The 18441-nt window shown below is 72.4% G+C and carries 14 protein-coding genes and 1 pseudogene; 10 read left to right on the top strand and 5 right to left on the bottom strand.

All coding sequences use genetic code 11. From position 1 onward, the window contains the following. Positions 1 to 36: 36 nt before the first annotated feature. On the bottom strand, positions 37 to 1350 hold the full coding sequence (locus IM697_RS17850) for an extracellular catalytic domain type 1 short-chain-length polyhydroxyalkanoate depolymerase (RefSeq protein WP_228044727.1): 1314 nt from the start codon (positions 1348 to 1350) through the stop codon (positions 37 to 39). Between the two features lie 319 nt (positions 1351 to 1669). On the opposite strand from IM697_RS17850, the gene IM697_RS17845 reads away from it, so the two are divergent. Then, a complete protein-coding gene (locus tag IM697_RS17845) occupies positions 1670 to 2650 on the top strand; it encodes a pectate lyase family protein (protein ID WP_194048679.1) in 981 nt (326 codons plus the stop codon). Positions 2651 to 2681: 31 nt separating this feature from the next. Then, positions 2682 to 3464 (top strand): pectate lyase, encoded by a 783-nt coding sequence (locus IM697_RS17840; protein WP_194048678.1) that lies wholly within the window; start codon positions 2682 to 2684, stop codon positions 3462 to 3464. 102 nt (positions 3465 to 3566) lie between these two features. On the opposite strand, the gene IM697_RS17835 is transcribed toward IM697_RS17840, so the two are convergent. Next, positions 3567 to 4325 (bottom strand): PaaX family transcriptional regulator C-terminal domain-containing protein, encoded by a 759-nt coding sequence (locus IM697_RS17835; RefSeq protein WP_194048677.1) that lies wholly within the window; start codon positions 4323 to 4325, stop codon positions 3567 to 3569. A gap of 74 nt (positions 4326 to 4399) precedes the next feature. Between IM697_RS17835 and IM697_RS17830 the strand changes: the two genes are divergently transcribed. Then, the gene (locus tag IM697_RS17830) at positions 4400 to 6073 is read left to right on the top strand and encodes an acyl-CoA dehydrogenase family protein (RefSeq protein ID WP_194048676.1); all 1674 of its coding nucleotides are present in this window, start codon (positions 4400 to 4402) and stop codon (positions 6071 to 6073) included. A 388-nt stretch (positions 6074 to 6461) separates the two neighbouring features. Here the strand turns inward: IM697_RS17830 and IM697_RS17825 are convergent, their stop codons facing one another. Beyond that, positions 6462 to 7055 (bottom strand): Rv1733c family protein, encoded by a 594-nt coding sequence (locus IM697_RS17825; RefSeq protein WP_194048675.1) that lies wholly within the window; start codon positions 7053 to 7055, stop codon positions 6462 to 6464. A gap of 276 nt (positions 7056 to 7331) precedes the next feature. Between IM697_RS17825 and IM697_RS17820 the strand changes: the two genes are divergently transcribed. The 4 genes from IM697_RS17820 to IM697_RS17805 all read left to right on the top strand — a co-directional run bounded on the left by IM697_RS17820 (position 7332) and on the right by IM697_RS17805 (position 11186). Continuing rightward, positions 7332 to 8417, top strand: a complete 1086-nt coding sequence (locus IM697_RS17820; RefSeq protein WP_194048674.1) for a WD40/YVTN/BNR-like repeat-containing protein — start codon at positions 7332 to 7334, stop codon at positions 8415 to 8417. 73 nt (positions 8418 to 8490) lie between these two features. Beyond that, positions 8491 to 9168, top strand: coding sequence for a uracil-DNA glycosylase (locus IM697_RS17815; RefSeq protein ID WP_194048673.1), 678 nt, complete (start codon positions 8491 to 8493; stop codon positions 9166 to 9168). After that, positions 9165 to 10142, top strand: a complete 978-nt coding sequence (locus IM697_RS17810) for an N-acetylglucosamine kinase (protein ID WP_194048672.1) — start codon at positions 9165 to 9167, stop codon at positions 10140 to 10142. The genes IM697_RS17815 and IM697_RS17810 overlap by 4 nt, the downstream gene beginning before the upstream one ends. 120 nt (positions 10143 to 10262) lie before the next feature. Further along, positions 10263 to 11186 carry a sirohydrochlorin chelatase gene (locus IM697_RS17805; protein WP_194048671.1) on the top strand — a complete coding sequence of 308 codons (924 nt, stop codon included), beginning with the start codon at positions 10263 to 10265 and terminating at the stop codon, positions 11184 to 11186. 68 nt (positions 11187 to 11254) lie between these two features. Here IM697_RS17805 and IM697_RS17800 read toward each other — a convergent pair whose 3' ends face one another. Together IM697_RS17800 and IM697_RS17795 are read right to left on the bottom strand one after the other, a co-directional pair. Further along, positions 11255 to 12304, bottom strand: coding sequence for a lactonase family protein (locus IM697_RS17800; protein ID WP_194048670.1), 1050 nt, complete (start codon positions 12302 to 12304; stop codon positions 11255 to 11257). Positions 12305 to 12680: 376 nt separating this feature from the next. Further along, positions 12681 to 14171: an FUSC family protein gene (locus IM697_RS17795; protein WP_194049757.1), complete on the bottom strand. Its 1491-nt coding sequence runs from the start codon at positions 14169 to 14171 to the stop codon at positions 12681 to 12683. A 199-nt stretch (positions 14172 to 14370) separates the two neighbouring features. Here IM697_RS17795 and IM697_RS17790 point away from each other — a divergent pair, with 199 nt between their 5' ends. The 3 genes and pseudogenes from IM697_RS17790 (at position 14371) to IM697_RS17780 (ending at position 18393) form a co-directional block, all read left to right on the top strand. Further along, the gene (locus tag IM697_RS17790; protein ID WP_194048669.1) at positions 14371 to 14850 is read left to right on the top strand and encodes an Lrp/AsnC family transcriptional regulator; all 480 of its coding nucleotides are present in this window, start codon (positions 14371 to 14373) and stop codon (positions 14848 to 14850) included. 19 nt (positions 14851 to 14869) lie between these two features. Beyond that, a pseudogene (locus tag IM697_RS17785) lies at positions 14870 to 15415 on the top strand (HAD family hydrolase); the annotation flags it as partial. Positions 15416 to 15567: 152 nt separating this feature from the next. Further along, positions 15568 to 18393 carry a beta-L-arabinofuranosidase domain-containing protein gene (locus tag IM697_RS17780; RefSeq protein WP_194048667.1) on the top strand — a complete coding sequence of 942 codons (2826 nt, stop codon included), beginning with the start codon at positions 15568 to 15570 and terminating at the stop codon, positions 18391 to 18393. Positions 18394 to 18441 lie beyond the last annotated feature (48 nt).

The following is an 18441-nucleotide window of genomic DNA, read 5'->3' as shown; positions in this document are numbered from 1 at the left end:
ACGGCATGTCATCCGCCCGTACGCGGCCCGGGGCGATCAGCCGGCCGCGCAGGCCGTCCCATTGAGCGTGAAGGCGCCCGGCGCCGCGCCGTTCCCGGTGTGGTTCGCCTGGTAGCCGACGCTGACGCTCGCACCTGGCGCGAGCACCGCGTTGTACGAGGCGCTGGCCGCCGTCACCGCGCCGGAGGCCGGGGCGTACGTGGCTCCCCAGCCGTTGGTGATGGTCTGGCCGGCGGGCAGCGTGAAGCCGAGCCGCCAGCCGTTGACCGGCGTCGTGCCGGTGTTGGTGATGGTCAGGGAGGCGGTCAGGCCCGTGCTCCAGGCGTTGGTCGTGGCGGTCACCTTGCAGGCGCCGGGCTGCGGCTGGGGGGCGGGGCCGCCGCTGTCCAGGCCGAAGAAGGTGAGGACGCGGGCGGCCATGCCGTAGCTGTACAGGTTGTGGCCGACGCCCTGGAGGCTGATCGCCTCGACGGGGGCCCGGTCACCGGTGCCGCCGTAGCGGGTGCGGGTCCAGCCGGTCTGGGGTGTGTCGGTGGCGGCCGGGGTCTGGGCGACGCCCTGGACGTTCGTCCACTGCTTGATCATCTCGCCTAGGTTGGGGTGGCGCAGGACGTCGTCCTCGGTGCCGTGCCAGAGCTGCATGCGCGGCCGGGGCCCGGTGTAGCCGGGGTAGGCGGCGCGGGCGATGTCGCCCCACTGCTGCGCGGTGCGGGTGACCGTGCCCTGGGCGCAGGCGCTGTTCCACTCCGAGCCGTCGGTGGTGGCGAAGCAGCCGAAGGGGACGCCGGAGAATGCGGCGCCCGCGGCGAACACGTCGGGGTAGTCGCCGAGCAGGACGTTGGTCATCATCGCGCCGGAGGAGATGCCGGTGGCGTAGATCCGGCGGGGGTCGGCGTCGTAGGTGTCGGTGACCCAGTCGATCATGGACTTGATGCCGACCGGATCGCTGCCGCCGCCCCGCTTCAGGGCCTGCGGCGAGGAGACGTCGAAGCACTTGCTGCTGCGGGTGACGGACGGGTACAGCACGATGAAGCCGTACTGGTCGGCGAGGGTGTCGTACTCGGTGCCGTTGTACATGTCGGGGCCGGAGCCGGTGCACCAGTGCACGGCCACCAGCACCGCCGGGTCGACGCTCACGTTGTCCGGCACGTACACGTACATCCGCAGATCGCTGGGGTTGGTGCCGAAGTCGGTGACCTCGGTGAGCGTCGCGGTGGGGACCGCGTCGGCGGCCTCGGTGCGGGCGGCGGCCGCGGGGGCGGCGGCGAGGAGTGCCGCGAGCAGCGGCAGGAGGGCGGCCAACAGCGTCCGGAGCGGTCTTCTCACGGTCGTGCGGAGGGGGGTGGGCACGTCCTTGTCCCTTCTGGTCGCGGCTCGTGGACGTGGTGCGGGCAGTGCGACGAGAGGGCATCGTGGCATGGACACGCTCAGCATGGAAGCGCTCCCACGGCCAGTACCCCCGAGAGCCCTCGCCTCCAGTAGGCCTGACCGAATTCTTCTGCGCAAAGCGTTGACTAGAAAGCGCTTGCCCCCTACGTTCCGTTCAGCAGTGTGACCGAGCCGCATCATCGCACCCCCACAGGGCCACACTGCCCGCGCGCGGCGTTCTACATGACGCACAAAGTTCATGTACATGATCGTGTCGCTCCTCTCGAAGGGACGCACCCGCATGCGAACTCTCCCCCCACATGCACGCCCGCAAAGAACCGCGCCGGTGGCAGCCGCCGCGGCCGCCCTCGCCACCGCGGTCGCCCTCGCCCTGCCGCAGCCGGCCGGGGCCGCCGAGACCTCGCCGATCGGCTTCGGCGCGGGGACCACCGGCGGCGGCAGCGCCTCGGCGGTCACCGTCTCCACGCTGGACGCCTTCAAGGCGGCGGTGACCGGCAGTTCGGCCAAGGTCGTCCGGGTGAGCGGACTGATCCCGCTGAGCGGTCAGGTCGACGTCGGCTCCAACACCACGGTGCTGGGCGTGGGTTCGTCGTCCGGGTTCACCGGCGGCGGGCTGCGCCTGAAGAACGTCTCCAACGTCGTCGTACGCAACCTGAACATCAGCAAGCCGGTGGCGCCGGCCGACGGCATCACGGTCCAGGCGTCGACGAAGGTGTGGATCGACCACAACTCCTTCTCCGCCGACCGTGATCACGACAAGGACTACTACGACGGCCTGCTGGACATCAATCACGGCTCGGACGACGTGACGGTGTCCTGGAACACCTTCAAGGACCATTTCAAGGGCTCGCTCGTCGGCCACAGCGACAACAACGCGAGCGAGGACACCGGGCACCTGAAGGTGACGTACCACCACAACCAGTTCAGCGACGTCTACTCGCGCATCCCCAGCCTGCGCTTCGGCACCGGGCACTTCTACAACAACTACGTGGCCGGCGCGGACACCGCCTGCCACTCGCGCATGGGCGCCCAGATGCTCGTGGAGAACAACGTCTTCCGCGACACCAAGCTCGCCGTCACCACCAACCGCAGCAGCGACGAGGACGGCTACGCCAATCTGCGCGGCAACGATCTCGGTGGAGCCGCGACCGAGATCTCGCAGTCCGGCAGCTTCACCACGCCGCCCTACAGCTACACCGCGGAGCCCGCGTCCGGCGTCGTCGCCTCGGTGACGTCCGGCGCGGGCGCCGGAAAGCTCTGACCACCCCCCAACCGGAAGAAGGCATCGGGACATGACTTCCCCAGCGAATCCCCGCGCCCGCCGGCGCGCACTGACCGGCGGCCTGGCCGCACTCGGGCTCTCGTCTGTCATGATCACGACAGTCGGAGCACCGCCGGCGAGCGCCGCCACGTGGCCGAGGCCCACCAGCAGCCAGCCGGTGAGCTCCACCATCGACGTGTCCGGCGTACGGGACGGCGGCATGGTCCGCTACTACGGCAGCGGCGACCTGGCCGGCGACGGCCAGGAAGAGGGCCAGGACCCGATCTTCAAGCTCGCGGCCGGCGCGACGCTGAAGAACGTCATCATCGGCGCGCCCGGCGCCGACGGCATCCACTGCGAGGGCAACTGCACCCTGCAGAACGTGTGGTGGGAGGACGTCGGCGAGGACGCCGCCACCTTCCGCGGCGGCTCGACCTACACCGTCACCGGCGGCGGCGCCAAGAAGGCGGCCGACAAGGTCTTCCAGCACAACGGGCCCGGCACGGTGAACATCTCCAACTTCGCGGTCAGCGAGTTCAAGACGCTGTACCGCTCGTGCGGCGACTGCTCCACACAGCACACGCGCAAGGTCAATCTCAGCAACATCGAGGTGACCGGCACGGGGTCCACGGCCCGCCTCGTCGGCATCAACGTCAACCGGGACGACGTGGCGACGCTGCGCGGCATCACGATCCTGAACGACTCCAGCCGCAAGGTCATCCCCTGCCAGAAGTACAACAACAACGACGCCGTGGGTACGGGCCCGGACAGCACGAACTGCCGGTACTCCAGCTCGGACATCACCTACAGGTGATCGCCCGCGCCCTCCGGTAGCCCCCCACGGTGAAGGCGGCCGTCCGAAGCGTCCCCGCACGGCGCTTCGTGCGGCCGCTCGCGTCGTTCCCGAAGGCCGCCGTCATTCCTGACGGCCCCGCGCGCGTACGTCCTCCACCAGCTCCCGCCGGTAGTCCGCGTACGCGGTGCGCAGCGGCTCGCCGGGCCAGTCTGGCGGGAGGAGTCGAGCCGGCAGCACCGGGTCGGCGAGCAGATGCCGTACGACGGCCGCGAAGCCGGTGAAGCGTTCCGACGGGCGGCGGGCGGCGGCGACATGGGCCAGCAGGGCGCGCCCCGTGTCGGCCCAGGCGTCCAGGGGCCACAGGTCCGCGGCCTGCTCCCGCGCTGGGCGGTCGGGACGGGCCGTGTAGCACTGCGCCACGTCGCGCAGACCGTCCGGCAGGGCGCGGCGCAGGTTGGCCGGTCGCAGCCAGACGCCCTCGCGGAGTTCGGCGAGCCGCAGCCGGGTCAGCTCGGTGCGCAGTTCCGCGCGCTCGGCGGCACTCCGGCCCGTCGCCGTGACGACGACCATCTCCCAGTCGCCGTCCCAGGGCCGGGTCTCGGGGTGGACGGCGTCGTCCTGGCGTCGCTGTCGTTCCAGGAGGCGGTCGCTGAGCCGGTGGACCGTGTCCGCGCGGCGCAGGTCGCCGGCCGCCACCATCCGGCTGAGCGCGGCCCGCAGCGTGGATCCCGCGATCCCGAACGGCTCCACCGCGCCCACCAGGTCCTTCACCGGAAGCTCGGGCGGATGCAGCCCCAGCAGCAGACTCAGGACCACCGAGCGGGCGGACAGCGGGCGCAGCTCCACCTCGTCGGCCGTCAGTGCCGCGTTGTTGCGCATGGCCAGGTACCTTACGTGCCGATCCGGCGTATTACAGGATTGCTGCAACCGCAGCGGTGATGCAACATGGGCGCATGGTCTCGATACCCGCGCAGGAGCAGTCCGGGCAGTACGCCACGCACGACGTCACCAACCAGCCCCCGCCTCTGACGCCGTACGACGCGTCGGAGGACACGGCGCTGCTCGAAGGGCTGCGCCGGGAAGGCGCCGGATGGGCCGAGGAGGAGGTCCGGCGGCTCGGCCTGCGGGCCGGGAGCGTTCAGGCGCAGGAGTGGGGCGAGCAGGCCAACCGCCACGAGCCCGAGCTGCGGACGCACGACCGGTACGGCCATCGCGTCGACGAGGTCGAGTTCCATCCGAGCTGGCACCACCTGATGGGGGTCGCGGTCGCCGAGGGCCTCGCGGCGGCGCCCTGGGCGGACGAGCGGCCCGGCGCGCATGTCGCCCGCACGGCGGGCGGGCTGGTGTGGGGGCACACCGAGGCGGGGCACGGCTGTCCGACGTCGATGACGTACGCCGCCGTCCCCGTGCTGCGCCGCCAGCCGGAGCTCGCGAAGGTGTACGAGCCCCTGCTGACCAGCCGGGAGTACGATCCCGGGCTGCGGGTGCCGACCGAGAAGCGGGGCCTGCTCGCGGGCATGGGGATGACCGAGAAGCAGGGCGGCTCCGACGTCCGTACGAACACCACCACGGCGTGGCCGACCGCCGAGCCCGGCGTGTACACGCTGCGCGGGCACAAGTGGTTCACGTCGGCGCCCATGTGCGACGTCTTCCTGGTGCTGGCCCAGGCTCCGGGTGGCCTGTCCTGCTTCCTCGTGCCGCGCGTCCTGCCGGACGGCGGCCGCAACGCCTTCCGCATCCAGCGCCTGAAGGACAAGCTGGGCAACCGCTCCAACGCGTCCTCCGAGCCCGAGTTCGACGGGACCGTCGCCTGGCTGGTCGGGCCCGAGGGGCGGGGCGTCAAGACGATCATCGAGATGGTCAACTGCACCCGGCTGGACTGTGTGATGTCGTCGGCGACGCTGATGCGCAAGACGCTCGTGGAGGCGGGGCACCATGTCGGCCACCGCAGCGCGTTCGGTGCCCGGCTGATCGACCAGCCGCTGATGCGCAACGTCCTCGCCGACCTGGCGCTGGAGTCCGAGGCGGCCACGACGCTCACGCTACGGCTGGCCGGAGCCGCCGACCGAACGGTGCGCGGAGCCGACGCGGACGGGGCCGAGGCGGCGTTCCGCCGGATCGCCACCGCGGTCGGCAAGTACTGGGTCACCAAGCGGGGTCCGGCCTTCACCGCCGAGGCCCTGGAGTGCCTGGGCGGCAACGGCTATGTCGAGGAGTCGGGCATGCCCCGCCACTACCGTGAGGCTCCGCTGCTGTCGATCTGGGAGGGCTCGGGGAACGTCAACGCCCTCGATGTGCTGCGGGCGTTGAGCAGGGAGCCGGGCACGGCGGAGGCGCTCTTCACCGAACTGGCGTCGGCGCGGGGCGCGGACGCCCGGCTGGACGCGGCGGTCACCCGGCTGAAGGGCATGCTCGCCGCCGGTTCCGAGGCCGGCGCCCGTCGCCTGGTCGAGCAGATGGCCCTGGCCCTCCAGGCCTCCCTACTGGTCCGGCACTGCCCCGCGGCGGTCGCCGACGCCTTCTGCGCGACCCGCCTCGGCGGCGACTGGGGGCACGCGTTCGGGACACTGCCCGACGGGGCCGACGTGGACGGGATCCTGGGAAGGGCGCTGCCGGATCACGGGTGAGATCGCCGCGCGCAGCGAGCAGGCACCGAGGGACCACTGCCGCCGACGGTGCCCGTCCCACACGCCCCAGCACCGCCACCACTACAGGCACACCATCAGAACACTGCCCGACACGACCGACGTAGACCCGATTCCGGAAAGGGCGCTGCCGGATCACGGGTGAGATCGCCACGCGCAGCGAGCAGGCACCAAGGGACCACTGCCGCCGACGGTGCCCGTCCCACACGCCCCAGCACCGCCACCACTACAGGCACACCATCAGAACACTGCCCGACACGACCGACGTAGACCCGATTCCGGAAAGGGCGCTGCCGGATCACGGGTGAGATCGCCGCGCCGAGCGAGCGGGCACCGAGGGGCCGGTGCCGGTGCCGGGTGCCGGTGCGCGTCAACCGGTGCCCCGCATCCGCCCGCCCCACAGCGGTCCGAACCGCGCCCACTCGTAGCCCCACTGGTCGATACGCCGGCTCTCCAGGCGGCTGCGGAGCGCCCGGCCCGCCACGAACGGGACGAACGCGGCGCACACGCCCGCCAGGCCGCCCACCAGGGTGGCCCGGGTGCGGGCCTCGGAGGGGGTGGCGGGCCTGGTCACCAGGCGGCCCTGGGGGTCGGTCCAGACGGTGACCGGCGTGCCGACGCCGCTGCCGGGATGGACGCGGGCCTGGCCGGTGTGCGTGGAGCCGTCCCGCGCGCTCCAGCGGACCTTGGCCCACACCTGTTCGGCGGTCGTGGTGCGCGAACGCGCGTCGGACGTGCCCGGCGCCTGCTCGGCGAGCAGGGCCACCACGGGCCGCCACTCGACGCGCTCCCTGGCCATGCCCTGCTCCACCGTGCGGGCCGTCGTCAGCCCGGCGAGCACTCCGGCGAGCACGGTGAGCACCCAGGTGGCGAGCAGCACCCAGGCCTCCACCGCGTCGGCCCGGCGCTTGAGCGGATTGCGCCGCCACCGCCACAGCCACACCTTCGGACCACGGAACGCCATCGAGGGCTTCCTCCTCATGAGCACACGAACATGCCGCACCGACCTCCCTCCCATACGGCACAGGGCGGGCGGATGCTCACGACACCCGCCGGAGTCGACGGTGGCACGCGTCACGGACCCCGGTCGGCCGTGTTCGGTGCAAGGGCCCCGCGGCTCGTGGCGCCGGGCTGTCACCGCCGTCCTGACCTGCGACGTCACCCTTTCCAGAGGTGACTGTCAGTGGCGGGGTGCAGACTGGCCCGTGTCTGAGACAAAGGCGTCGCGGAGGTGATCGGCATGACCGAGGTATTGCTCGCCGTGGGTACACGCAAGGGCCTGTTCATCGGGCGGAGGAGGGGTGAGACCTGGGAGTTCGACGAGAGTCCCTACTTCAACGCCCAGGCCGTGTACTCGGTCGCCATCGACACCCGGGGCGAGCGTCCCCGGCTGCTGGCCGGCGGCGACAGCGCGCACTGGGGCCCGTCCGTGTTCCACTCCGACGACCTGGGCCGCACCTGGACCGAACCAGCCAAGCCGGCCGTCAAGTTCCCGCAGGACACCGAGGCTTCGCTGGAGCGGGTGTGGCAGCTGCACCCGGCGGCCGCGGAGCCGGACGTGGTGTACGCGGGCACGGAACCGGCGGCGCTGTACCGCTCCGAGGACCGCGGCGAGACCTTCGAGCTCGTCCGCCCGCTGTGGGAGCACCCGACCCGGTCGAAATGGGTGCCGGGCGGCGGCGGTGAGGGCCTGCACACCGTCATCACCGACAAGCGCGACCCGCGGGCCGTGACCATCGCCGTCTCGACCGCGGGGGTGTTCAGGACGTCCGACGGCGGTGCGAGCTGGGCGCCGTCCAACTCCGGGGTCTCCGCGGTGTTCCTGCCGGACCCGAACCCGGAGTTCGGCCAGTGCGTCCACAAAATCGCACAGGACGCGGCGGACTCGGACCGGCTGTACCTCCAGAACCACTGGGGCGTGTACCGCAGCGACGACGCGGGCGCGCACTGGACGGACATCGGCGAGGGCCTGCCGTCGACCTTCGGCTTCGCGGCGGCCGCACACCCGCACCGCGGCGAGACGGCGTACGTCTTCCCGATCAACGCCGACTCGGACCGCGTCCCGGCCGACCACCGCTGTCGTGTCTTCCGCACGGCGGACGCGGGCAAGAGCTGGGAACCGCTGTCGGCGGGGCTGCCGCAGGAGGACCACTACGGCACGGTGCTGCGCGACGCGATGTGCACGGACGACGCGGACCCGGCGGGCGTGTACTTCGGCAATCGCAACGGCGAGGTCTTCGCCTCGGCCGACGACGGCGACAGCTGGCGGCAGCTCGCGTCGCATCTGCCGGACGTGCTGTGCGTCAGGGCCGCGGTGGTCGCATGAGCGGTCGCGGCTTACCGCCCGGCCTTGGCCACTGGTTGATCAGTGCTGCCCGTGCGGCAGTAGGGTGACGCCCGTGGCACCACGACCCTTGCATGAAATCGTCGAAGCGGGCTGGGCGAAGGCCCTGGAACCCGTCGCCGAACGGATCGCCGCGATGGGCGACTTCCTGCGCCAGGAGATCGGCGCGGGACGCACCTATCTGCCGGCCGGGCCGAACGTTCTGCGGGCCTTCCAGCAACCCTTCGACGACGTACGGGTCCTGATCGTCGGACAGGACCCGTACCCGACACCCGGACATGCCGTGGGGCTGTCGTTCTCGGTGGCGCCCGAGGTGCGACCGCTGCCCGGCAGCCTCATCAACATCTACCGGGAGCTGAACACCGACCTGGGGCTGCCGCAGCCGTCCAACGGCGATCTGACGCCGTGGACCCAGCAGGGCGTGCTGCTGCTCAACAGGGCGCTCACCACGGCCCCGCGCAAGCCGGGCGCCCACCGCGGCAAGGGCTGGGAGGAGGTCACCGAGCAGGCCATACGTGCCCTCGCCGCACGCGGCAAGCCACTGGTGTCCATTCTCTGGGGCCGCGACGCCCGCAACCTCCGCCCCCTGCTCGGCAACCTCCCCTCGGTGGAGTCGGCGCACCCGTCCCCCATGTCCGCCGACCGCGGCTTCTTCGGCTCCCGCCCGTTCAGCCGCGCCAACGACCTCCTGGTCGGCCAGGGAGGCCGGCCGGTGGACTGGCGCCTGCCGTGACCGGCGCCGCCGGCTTCCTCGCGGTCGACTCCGGCGGCTCCGGCATGCGGATCGCCGTCGGTACGGTCGACGGCGGTGTGCTGGCCCGTCGCGAGTCCCGTGAGCCCGTGCGCACCGGGGAACGAGGTATCGACGCCGGGCACTTCATGGAGCGGTTGGTGCCCCTGGTGCGCGACGCGATGACCGAGGGCGGGATCGCCGGGCTCGGTGCGGTGGCCGTCGGGGCAGCCGGGCTCGCCAGTCTGGGGGACGGTCTGCGGGCCGAGCTGCCGGCCGCGCTGGAGCGGGAGTTCGGCATCCGGCGGGTTGCCCTGGCCGCCGATGCCGTCACCGCCTATGTCGGCGCCCTCGGGCCCCGGCCCGGTGCCGTGATCGCGGCCGGTACGGGGCTGATCGCGGTCGGCACCGACCTGACGCGCTGGCGCCGGGCGGACGGCTGGGGGCATCTGCTGGGCGACTGCGGCAGCGGTGCCTGGATCGGGCGGGCCGGGCTGGAGGCGGCGATGCGGGCGTACGACGGGCGGGCCGAGGGGTCGGCCGAACTGCTGGCCCGCGCCGAGGAACTGTTCGGGCCGGTGCGCGGACTGCCCGGCAGGCTCTATCCACGCCCGGACCGGCCCGCCGTCCTCGCCTCCTTCGCTCCCCAGGTGGCCGCCTGCGCCGACGGCGATGCGGTGGCCGCGGACATCCTGCGCGCCGCCGCACGGCACATGGCCGACTCCGCGGCCGCCGTCTGCCCGGCCTCGGGGGAACCCCAAGTCGCGCTGACCGGTGGCCTGTTGAACATGGGTGCCGCGCTGGCCGTACCTCTGGAGAAGGAGTTGTCGAAGCGGCTGCCGCACGCACGGCGGGTGCCGGCCGCCGGGGATCCGCTGGAGGGGTCGGTGCGCATCGCGACGGATCTGACGGCGGGCGCGCTGACGCTGCCGAGTGACGAGGCGATGCTCTGTGTGGTGACCGGGCGGAGGGACTGATCCACCTACGTCAGATGGTTCCGCACCGCATGTAACTCAATCAGACAAAAGCGGACGGATACCGCTCACCTGCACCCTCCCCGAACAGGGGAGCCCAGGAAACCAGTAACATGCGGCGCCATGAGCTCCCCCACTGGGCCCGCGTCCGGCCTGCCAGTACGAATGCCGCGCCCCCGCCAGCCCGGGCGGCACCGCCGACCCGAGCCCCTGGCGGCTCCCGAGGGCGCGCCCGCGCTCGTCCTCGCGGTGCCGGGCACGCCGAGCGCCGCGACCCGTGGCCTCGCCGAGGAGGTCGTGAGCATCGCCCGCTCCGAGCTCCCCGGCCTCGACGCCCGGATCGGGTACGTCGACGGTGACGACGCGGAGTTCCCCACGCTCCAGTCGGTGCTGGTACACGCCGCCGAGGAGCGCACCGCCCGCTATGAGCAGGCGCTCGCCGCGGGTGTGGACGCCAAGGAGCCCGAGGGCCCCGTCGCGGTCGTCGTGCCGCTGCTCGCCGGCCCGGACGGCGCGCTGCTGCGCGTCATCCGCCAGGCCGTGATGGACAGCCGTGTCGCGGCCGACCTGACCGATGTGCTCGGCCCGCACCCGCTGCTCGCCGAGGCGCTGCACGTGCGCCTGTCGGAGGCCGGTCTGGCCCGCGCCGACCGCGCCCGCCTGTTCACCGTGGCCACCGCCGCGGACGGCATCATCCTGGCCTCGGTCGGTGGCGAGGAGGCCGTGCAGGCGGCCGGGATCACCGGCATGCTGCTCGCCGCGCGTCTGGCCGTGCCGGTGATGGCTGCGGCCCTGGACCAGGACGGCTCGATCACGGCCGTCGCCGAGCAGCTGCGGTCCTCGGGCTCGCAGCAGCTGGCGCTGGCGCCGTACCTGATAGGGCCGGAGATCGACCCGAGCCTGATCGCGCAGGCCGCGCAGGAGGCGGGCTGCTCCGCCGCCGAGCCGCTCGGCCCGTACCCGGCGATCGGCAAGCTCGCCCTGTCGAAGTACACGACGGCGCTGGGCATCACCCCGCAGCAGGCGCAGGGCACGCCGGTCCGCTGACTCGCACGTCACCGCCGTAACGCCGAAGGGCCCGCTCCCGTGCGAGGAGCGGGCCCTTCGGCATGCGGTCACACCTCGTCGGCGTCCGGGCCGATGACCACGCAGGATGCCGCGGGCACCTCGATCGAGCCCTCGTGGCGCGGAAGTCCCCGGTCCGGGTCCACGGCGAACCAGGACACGTCGCCGGAGCGCTCGTTCGCGACGTACAGGAAGCCGCCCGCCTCGGTGAGCGCGCGTGGCCAGTGACCGGCGCAGGCGACGGTGGCGACCAGGCGCAGCTCCTCGCCCTGGACGGCGAAGGTGGACAGCACGTCCTCGCCGCGGGTGGCCGTCCACACGAAGCGGCCGTCGGGCGAGGCGACGATCCCCGAGGGGTAGGCGTCGCCGACCGGGGCGTCCGGCAGCACCGGGACCTCGGCCAAGGGCTTGAGTGTGCCGTCGTCGGCGTCCCAGTGGCAGACGGTGACGGTGGGGGTGAGTTCGTTGACGACGTAGGCGTACCGGCCGTGCGGGTGGAAGGCCAGGTGGCGGGGGCCCGAGCCGGGGCGCAGGGCGCTCTCGCGGTGTACCTCGAACGTGCCGTCGGCCAGGGTGCACACCCGCACCGAGTCGGTGCCCAGGTCGACGCTGACGGCCCAGCGGCCGCTGGGGTCGGGCTGCACCTGGTGGGCGTGCGGGCCCTGCTGGCGCGGCGTGTGCGGGCCCGAGCCGGTGTGCCGCAGGACGATGGGCGGGGTGTCCGAGAGGGTGCCGTCGGGGCGCACGGACAGGGCGGTGACGCTGCCGGAGCCGTAGTTGGCGGTCAGGACGTGGCCCGCGAACAGGCTCAGGTGCGTGGGGCCGCTGCCGCCCACCGGGACCGGCGATCCGAGCAGCTCCGGCTTGCCCGCGTGCACGCGGTAGGCGGCCACCGCGCCCTCGGCCGTCTCGCTGACCGCGTAGAGCGTGTCGCCCTGTGGCGACAGGGCCAGGTACGCGGGGTCGGGCACATCGCGCACGCCGCTCAGGACGGTCAGCGCTCCGTTGTCCGCCACCGAGGCCGTCGTGATGCCATGACCTCCGGCCGCCGTGAACGACCCGATGTAGGCCCTTCTCCCCCGCCTGTCGACGTCTGCCAACGCTGTCCCCTTCCGGTCGGGTGCCGTCCGGGCCGACGGTAGCAGCGGATCATCATCGGTCTAGACCAAGGTCGCCTGATCGTCGGCGAGTTCGGACATGGTTTCGGCTCGCGGCCCGGCGGGTCGGGTGCGGGGTCACCAGGCACACGGCCTGCTCCACCCTCAGGTGGCCGACAAAGGCCAACCGGCTGCTCAAGGCGGTACCGCGCAGGCCCTCAGCCGCCGACGAGCGGCGAGCCCGACGGCGCTCGCAGCGTGTGGCGAATTCGGACATGGATTCGACTCGCGGCCCGATGGATCCGATGCGGGGTCACCAGGCACACGGCCTGACCCACCCCCCAGCCGGCCGACTAGACCAAACGGCCGCGCGGCTCCCTCAGGCGCCGACGAGCGGTGAGCCCGACGGTGCTCGTAGTGGTGTGGCGAGTTCGACGAGCGCTCGCTCCAGGCCGTGCAGATGGGCCAGCGCGGGGTCCGTCGCCGTGGGCTGCGCGATGGGGGCGGTCATGTCCGCGCCGCCGGTCAGGGCCTCGACGGCGGCCTCGACCCGCCAGCACGCGGCGGCCAGGCGGGCGTCGTGCGAGGCCTCGGGGTCGGCGGCGACGGCGACCAGGCCGCGGATCTCCCGGGCGCAGTCGTCGAGCAGGGCCAGGACGTGGCGGGCGCGCCGCTTGCGGGCCGGCATCGGGTTCAGCGGGTGCACGAGCGGGGCCAGCGAGAGCCGTACCCGGGCGAGCGACTGCTCCAGTTCGGCCACCCGGGGGGCCGGGTCCGCGGTCTCGTCCCCGGCGAGGCGGGCGGCGGCCTCGGCGGTGGCCGCGTGGACACAGCGCAGAGCCCGCTGGATCCAGGTGTCGGTGATGGCGTGGGTGGTGACGGGCAGGACGAACAGCACGGCCAGGACGGCGCCGATCGCCCCGACACCGGTCTCGGCGAGCCGCAGCGCCAGCAGGGCGGGGTCGAGGACGCCCAGCAGGCCGTAGAGCAGTTCGGCCAGGACCGTGACGCAGAGCATCATCCAGGTGTACGAGACGGCGGCCGTGTAGAAGATGCCGAAGACGCAGACGGTGAGCAGCACCGCCGTCGGCACGCCCGCGCCCTCCAGCGGGACGGCGACGAGCAGGCCGAGGCCGATGCCGATCACGGTGCCGAGGACCCGGCGGAAGCCGCGGACCAGGGTCTCGCCGCGCGAGGTGGTGTTGACGAAGATCCACCAGGTGGCGCCGACGGCCCAGTACCAGCGCTGCCCGGACACCAGCTGGCCCACGACGAGGGCGAAGCCCGCGCCGGCGGTGGCCTGGATCGCCTGGCGTGTGGTCACCCGGGCCAGTCCACTGCCGCCCGGCGCCGCGGGTACGGGGGCCGGGGGCATCCGGCGCTCGTAGCACCAGAGCCCGAACCGCACCGCGGCGGCGGTGAGCAGGGACAGCAGTACGGCGGCGTAGAGCTCGGGAAGCTGCCGCGGGGTCGCCTGGAGGAACTGCGCCACGAAGAAGGTCATGAACGCGAACACGCCGAGGCTGTGCCCGCGCGGCCCCCAGCGGCGGGCGTAGACGCCGGCGCCGACGACGGCGAGGAAGGTGAGGTCGCGGGCGACCGGGTGGTCGTGCAGCCCGGCCGCCGCCGCGAGGACGGGCAGGCCGACGAGGGGTAGCAGCGCGGTGGTGACCGCCTGTCCGCGGACCGTGGCGTCGGTGACCGTGAACAGGGCGAGCAGCGCGGCGAGCCCGCCGGTGACGGCACCGACCAGGGAGTGTCCGGCCAGCGCGCACACCACCACCGCGAGCCCGATGCCGAGCACGGCCCGCACGGCGAAGCGCAGCCGCGCCCGCCCCGGGTCCGGCGCCACGAACACCCTCTTCAGCACCACTCACCGCCCCTTTGGAAAACCGGCATGAAAAAGGCGCCGCGGGGTTCCGCAGCGCCATCGACCGCCCCATTGCAGCATCACCGAGGAGACTGGCTCAAGTGCTCTCGAATACGCTGGGCCATTGGCACAGACATAACGGTCCTCGGACGTCCATCGACGAGCCAACGGACCACACGCGGAGAAAGGCCGGGACACCATGCCCGTGGACGAGCTCGACACCCGGATCCTGCGATTGCTGCTGGAGCAGCCCCGCACCAGCGTGCGCGAGTACGCCCGCGTCCTCGGCGTCGCGCGCGGCACGCTCCAGGCCAGGCTGGACCGGCTGGAGCGGGACGGGGTGATCACCGGCACGGGGCCGACGCTCTCCCCCGCCGCCCTCGGCCACCCGGTGCTGGCGTTCGTGCACATCGAGGTCACCCAGGGTCATCTGGACGACGTGGGCGACGCGCTCGCCGCCGTGCCGGAGATCGTGGAGGCCTTCTCGATCACGGGCGGCGGGGATCTGCTGACCCGGGTGGTGGCCCGCGACAACGCCCACCTGGAGGACGTGATCCAGAAGCTGATCAGCCTGCCCGGCGTGGTCCGCACCCGCACCGAGATGGCCCTGCGTGAGCGTGTCACGCACCGGCTGCTGCCCCTGGTGGAGTCGATCGGGCGGGCCGCGGTCCGGAGATGACCTTTGACATCCTGACCCCATGAGCGGTCTCGGCGGCACTGCGGTCATCTTCGATCTCGACGGAACACTCGTGGACAGCGAGCCGAACTACTACGAGGCGGGCCGCCGGCTCCTCGCCGAACACGGCGTCCCCGACTTCACCTGGGCGGATCACGAGCGCTACGTCGGTATCAGCACCCTGGAGACGGTCACGCTCTGGAAGCGGGAGTACGGCCTTCGGGCCACCGTCGACGAACTGCTCGCCGCCAAGAACCGCCGCTACCTGGAACTGGCCCGCACCACCACGCGCGCGTACCCCGAGATGCGCAGGTTCGTGGAACTGCTGGCGACCGAGGGCGTCCCGATGGCGGTGGCCTCGGGTTCCGCACGGGAGGCGATCACGGCGATCCTGTCCGGCACGGGCCTGGACGCCCGCCTGCGCACCGTCGTCTCGGCCGACGAGGTCGAGCGCGGCAAGCCGGCCCCCGACGTCTTCCTGGCGGCCGCCCGCCGACTGGGGGTCGCGCCCGCCGACTGCGTGGTCGTGGAGGACGCGGCCCCCGGCGCGGCCGCGGCGCGGGCGGCGTACGACTGGCTGTGCCGGACGAGTTGACGGTCCACTCCGATCAAAACGCTCCGGCCCCGTTGACCCTCACCCGTCTCCTCCTTATCGTCTGGTCGACTACTCGCACATTGTTCGACATAACGAACAAAAGCCCCCATGCGGAGGAGCACCACATGGCACCGCCCCTCTCCAGACGATCCCTTCTCCATGCCGCCGCCCTCGCCGCCGCGACCCCCGCGATCGGCTACCCGGCGACCGGCCGGGCCGCGGCCGCCGTTGAGGCGACACAGGCCGCGGCGGCCGCTGCCCCGGCCGCCTGGACCGTGCAGCCCTTCGCCCTCGACGACGTGGCCCTCAGGCCCGGACTCTTCGCGGACAAACGGCAGTTGATGCTCGATCACGCCCGCGGCTACGACGTGAACCGGCTGCTCCAGGTCTTCCGCGCCAACGCCGGGCTCGCCACCGGTGGCGCCGTCGCGCCCGGCGGCTGGGAGGGGCTGGACGGTGAGGCCAACGGGAATCTGCGCGGGCACTACACCGGGCACTTCCTGACCATGCTGTCGCAGGCGTATGCCGGCACCGGCGAGCAGGTGTTCATCGACAGGATCCGCACCATGGTCGGGGCGCTGACCGAGGTGCGCGCGGCGCTGCGGAAGGACCCGGCCGTGCTGAGCGTCGGTGGGAAGTTCGGCACGGCCGCCGAGAACGTCCGCGGGTCGTACCAGTACGTCGATCTGCCCGCCGCCGTCCTCGCGGGCGCCTCGGCGATCACCCTGTCCGCCTGGGTCAAGCCCACCCACGACGGCAACTGGGCGCGTGTCTTCGACTTCGGCGACAACAACACCCGGTACCTGTACCTGGCCGCCCGCAACGCCGGCGGTGTGCCGCGCTTCGCCATCACGACCCGCGGACCGGGCGGCGAACAGGGCCTCGACGGCACCGCCCCGCTGCCGCTGAACCAGTGGAGCCACCTCGCGGTCACCATCGCCGGCGGCACCGGCACGCTGTACGTCAACGGCACGGCCGTGGCCCGCAACACGGCGATGACCCTCACCCCGGCCGCCCTCGGCACCCTCGCCAACAACTGGCTCGGCCGCTCCAACTTCGCCACCGACCCCGTCTTCGCGGGCGCCTACGACGAGTTCAACGTCTGGTCCCGTGCCCTGAGCGCCGCCGAGATCGGCGACTTGCAGGGCCGGCGGGCGGCGGACGCCTCCGCCGGGCGCGGCGATCTGGCGTCGTACGGCTTCGACGAGACCTCCGGCGGGACGTTCGCCGACGCCTCCGGACGCGGGCTCACCGCCACCCTGCGCCGCACCTGGGGCGGGCCCAGCCACCCCGGGTTCCTGGCCGCGTACCCCGAGACGCAGTTCATCGACCTGGAGTCGAGGACCACCAGCGACTACACCAAGGTCTGGGCGCCGTACTACACCGCGCACAAGATCCTCCGCGGCGTGTTGGACGCCTACCTCGCCACCGACGACGACCGCGCCCTCGACCTCGCGTCCGGCATGTGCGACTGGATGTACGCACGGCTGTCGAAGCTGCCCGAGGCCACCCTGCAGCGCATGTGGGGGCTGTTCTCCAGCGGCGAGTTCGGCGGCATCGTCGAGGCGATCTGCGATCTGCACGCGATCACCGGCAAGCCCGAACACCTCGCGCTGGCCCAGCTGTTCGACCTCGACCGGCTCATCGACAACTGCGCCGCGAACACCGACATCCTCGACGGGCTGCACGCCAACCAGCACATACCGATCTTCACCGGCTATCTGCGGCTGTACGACGCGACCGGCGAGCAGCGCTATCTCGACGCCGCCCGGAACTTCTGGGGCATGGTCGTGCCGCACCGCATGTACGGCATCGGCGGCACCAGCACCGGTGAGTTCTGGAAGGCACGGGACGTCATCGCGGGCACGATCAGCGCCACCGACGCCGAGACGTGCTGTGCGTACAACATGCTGAAGCTCAGCCGGACGCTGTTCTTCCACGAGCAGCGGCCGAAGTACATGGACTACTACGAGCGGGCCCTGTACAACCAGGTCCTCGGCTCCAAGCAGGACCGGGCGGACGCCGAGAAGCCGCTGGTCACGTACTTCATCGGGCTGACGCCGGGCCATGTGCGCGACTACACGCCCAAGCAGGGCACGACCTGCTGCGAGGGCACGGGCATGGAGAGCGCCACCAAGTACCAGGACTCGGTGTACTTCAAGGCCGCCGACGGCGGCGCGCTGTACGTCAACCTGTACAGCCCGTCCCGGCTGGACTGGGCGGAGAAGGGCGTGACGGTCACGCAGAGCACCACGTTCCCGCTTGAGCAGAGCACCACGCTCACCATCGGCGGCGGCAGCGCGGCCTTCGCCCTCAGGCTGCGGGTGCCGTCGTGGGCCACCGCCGGGTTCCGGGTGACGGTCAACGGCAGCGCGGTGAGCGGCACTCCGACGCCGGGCAGCTACTTCAGCGTGTCGCGGACGTGGCGCGGCGGGGACACCGTGCGGATCTCCATGCCGTTCCGGCTGCGCGTGGAGAAGGCGATCGACGATCCCTCGCTGCAGACCCTGTTCCACGGCCCGGTCAATCTCGTCGCCCGCGACTCGTCGACGAGCTACCTGCGGCTGGGCCTGTACCGCAACGCCGGCCTGTCCGGCGACCTGCTGCCCTCGCTCACCCCGGTGAACGGCAAGCCGCTTCACCACACCCTCGACGGCACCGAGTTCGCCCCGTTCTTCGAGGGCACCGAGGACCCGACGCACGCCTACTTCCGGCGCTCCGAACCCAGGGTGATCTTCGGCGACACCGACTCCGGCGTCGCCAACCCCGCCAAGTCCGACGGCACCACGCTGCTGGACGAGATCTGGGCCGGGGCGCCCTTCGCCGCCAAGGGTGCGCTGGTGACACGGGTGCGGTCCACCGTGAACGCATGGGTCGCCGCGGGGCTGCTCAGCCAGGCCGACGGGCAGACGGTCGTACGCACGGCGGAGCGGGCGACGTACGCCCCCTGAGCCGCCACCTGCCCAGGGCCCCGGGGAACCCCCATGTCCCGGGGTCCT

It is taken from the genome of Streptomyces ferrugineus (genome assembly GCF_015160855.1).
In the GTDB taxonomy this organism is placed as follows: Bacteria; Actinomycetota; Actinomycetes; order Streptomycetales; family Streptomycetaceae; genus Streptomyces; species Streptomyces ferrugineus.
This window is presented reverse-complemented; position numbering and strand designations above follow the sequence as displayed.

Excerpts from the sequence above, each read along its gene's own strand:
- IM697_RS17845 (WP_194048679.1), top strand. The coding sequence starts at position 1,670 with ATGCGAACTCTCCCCCCACATGCACGCCCGCAAAGAACCGCGCCGGTG.
- IM697_RS17840 (WP_194048678.1), top strand. The coding sequence starts at position 2,682 with ATGACTTCCCCAGCGAATCCCCGCGCCCGCCGGCGCGCACTGACCGGC.
- IM697_RS17835 (WP_194048677.1), bottom strand. The coding sequence starts at position 4,325 with ATGCGCAACAACGCGGCACTGACGGCCGACGAGGTGGAGCTGCGCCCG.
- IM697_RS17830 (WP_194048676.1), top strand. The coding sequence starts at position 4,400 with ATGGTCTCGATACCCGCGCAGGAGCAGTCCGGGCAGTACGCCACGCAC.
- IM697_RS17825 (WP_194048675.1), bottom strand. The coding sequence starts at position 7,055 with ATGGCGTTCCGTGGTCCGAAGGTGTGGCTGTGGCGGTGGCGGCGCAAT.
- IM697_RS17820 (WP_194048674.1), top strand. The coding sequence starts at position 7,332 with ATGACCGAGGTATTGCTCGCCGTGGGTACACGCAAGGGCCTGTTCATC.
- IM697_RS17805 (WP_194048671.1), top strand. The coding sequence starts at position 10,263 with ATGAGCTCCCCCACTGGGCCCGCGTCCGGCCTGCCAGTACGAATGCCG.
- IM697_RS17790 (WP_194048669.1), top strand. The coding sequence starts at position 14,371 with ATGCCCGTGGACGAGCTCGACACCCGGATCCTGCGATTGCTGCTGGAG.
- IM697_RS17780 (WP_194048667.1), top strand. The coding sequence starts at position 15,568 with ATGGCACCGCCCCTCTCCAGACGATCCCTTCTCCATGCCGCCGCCCTC.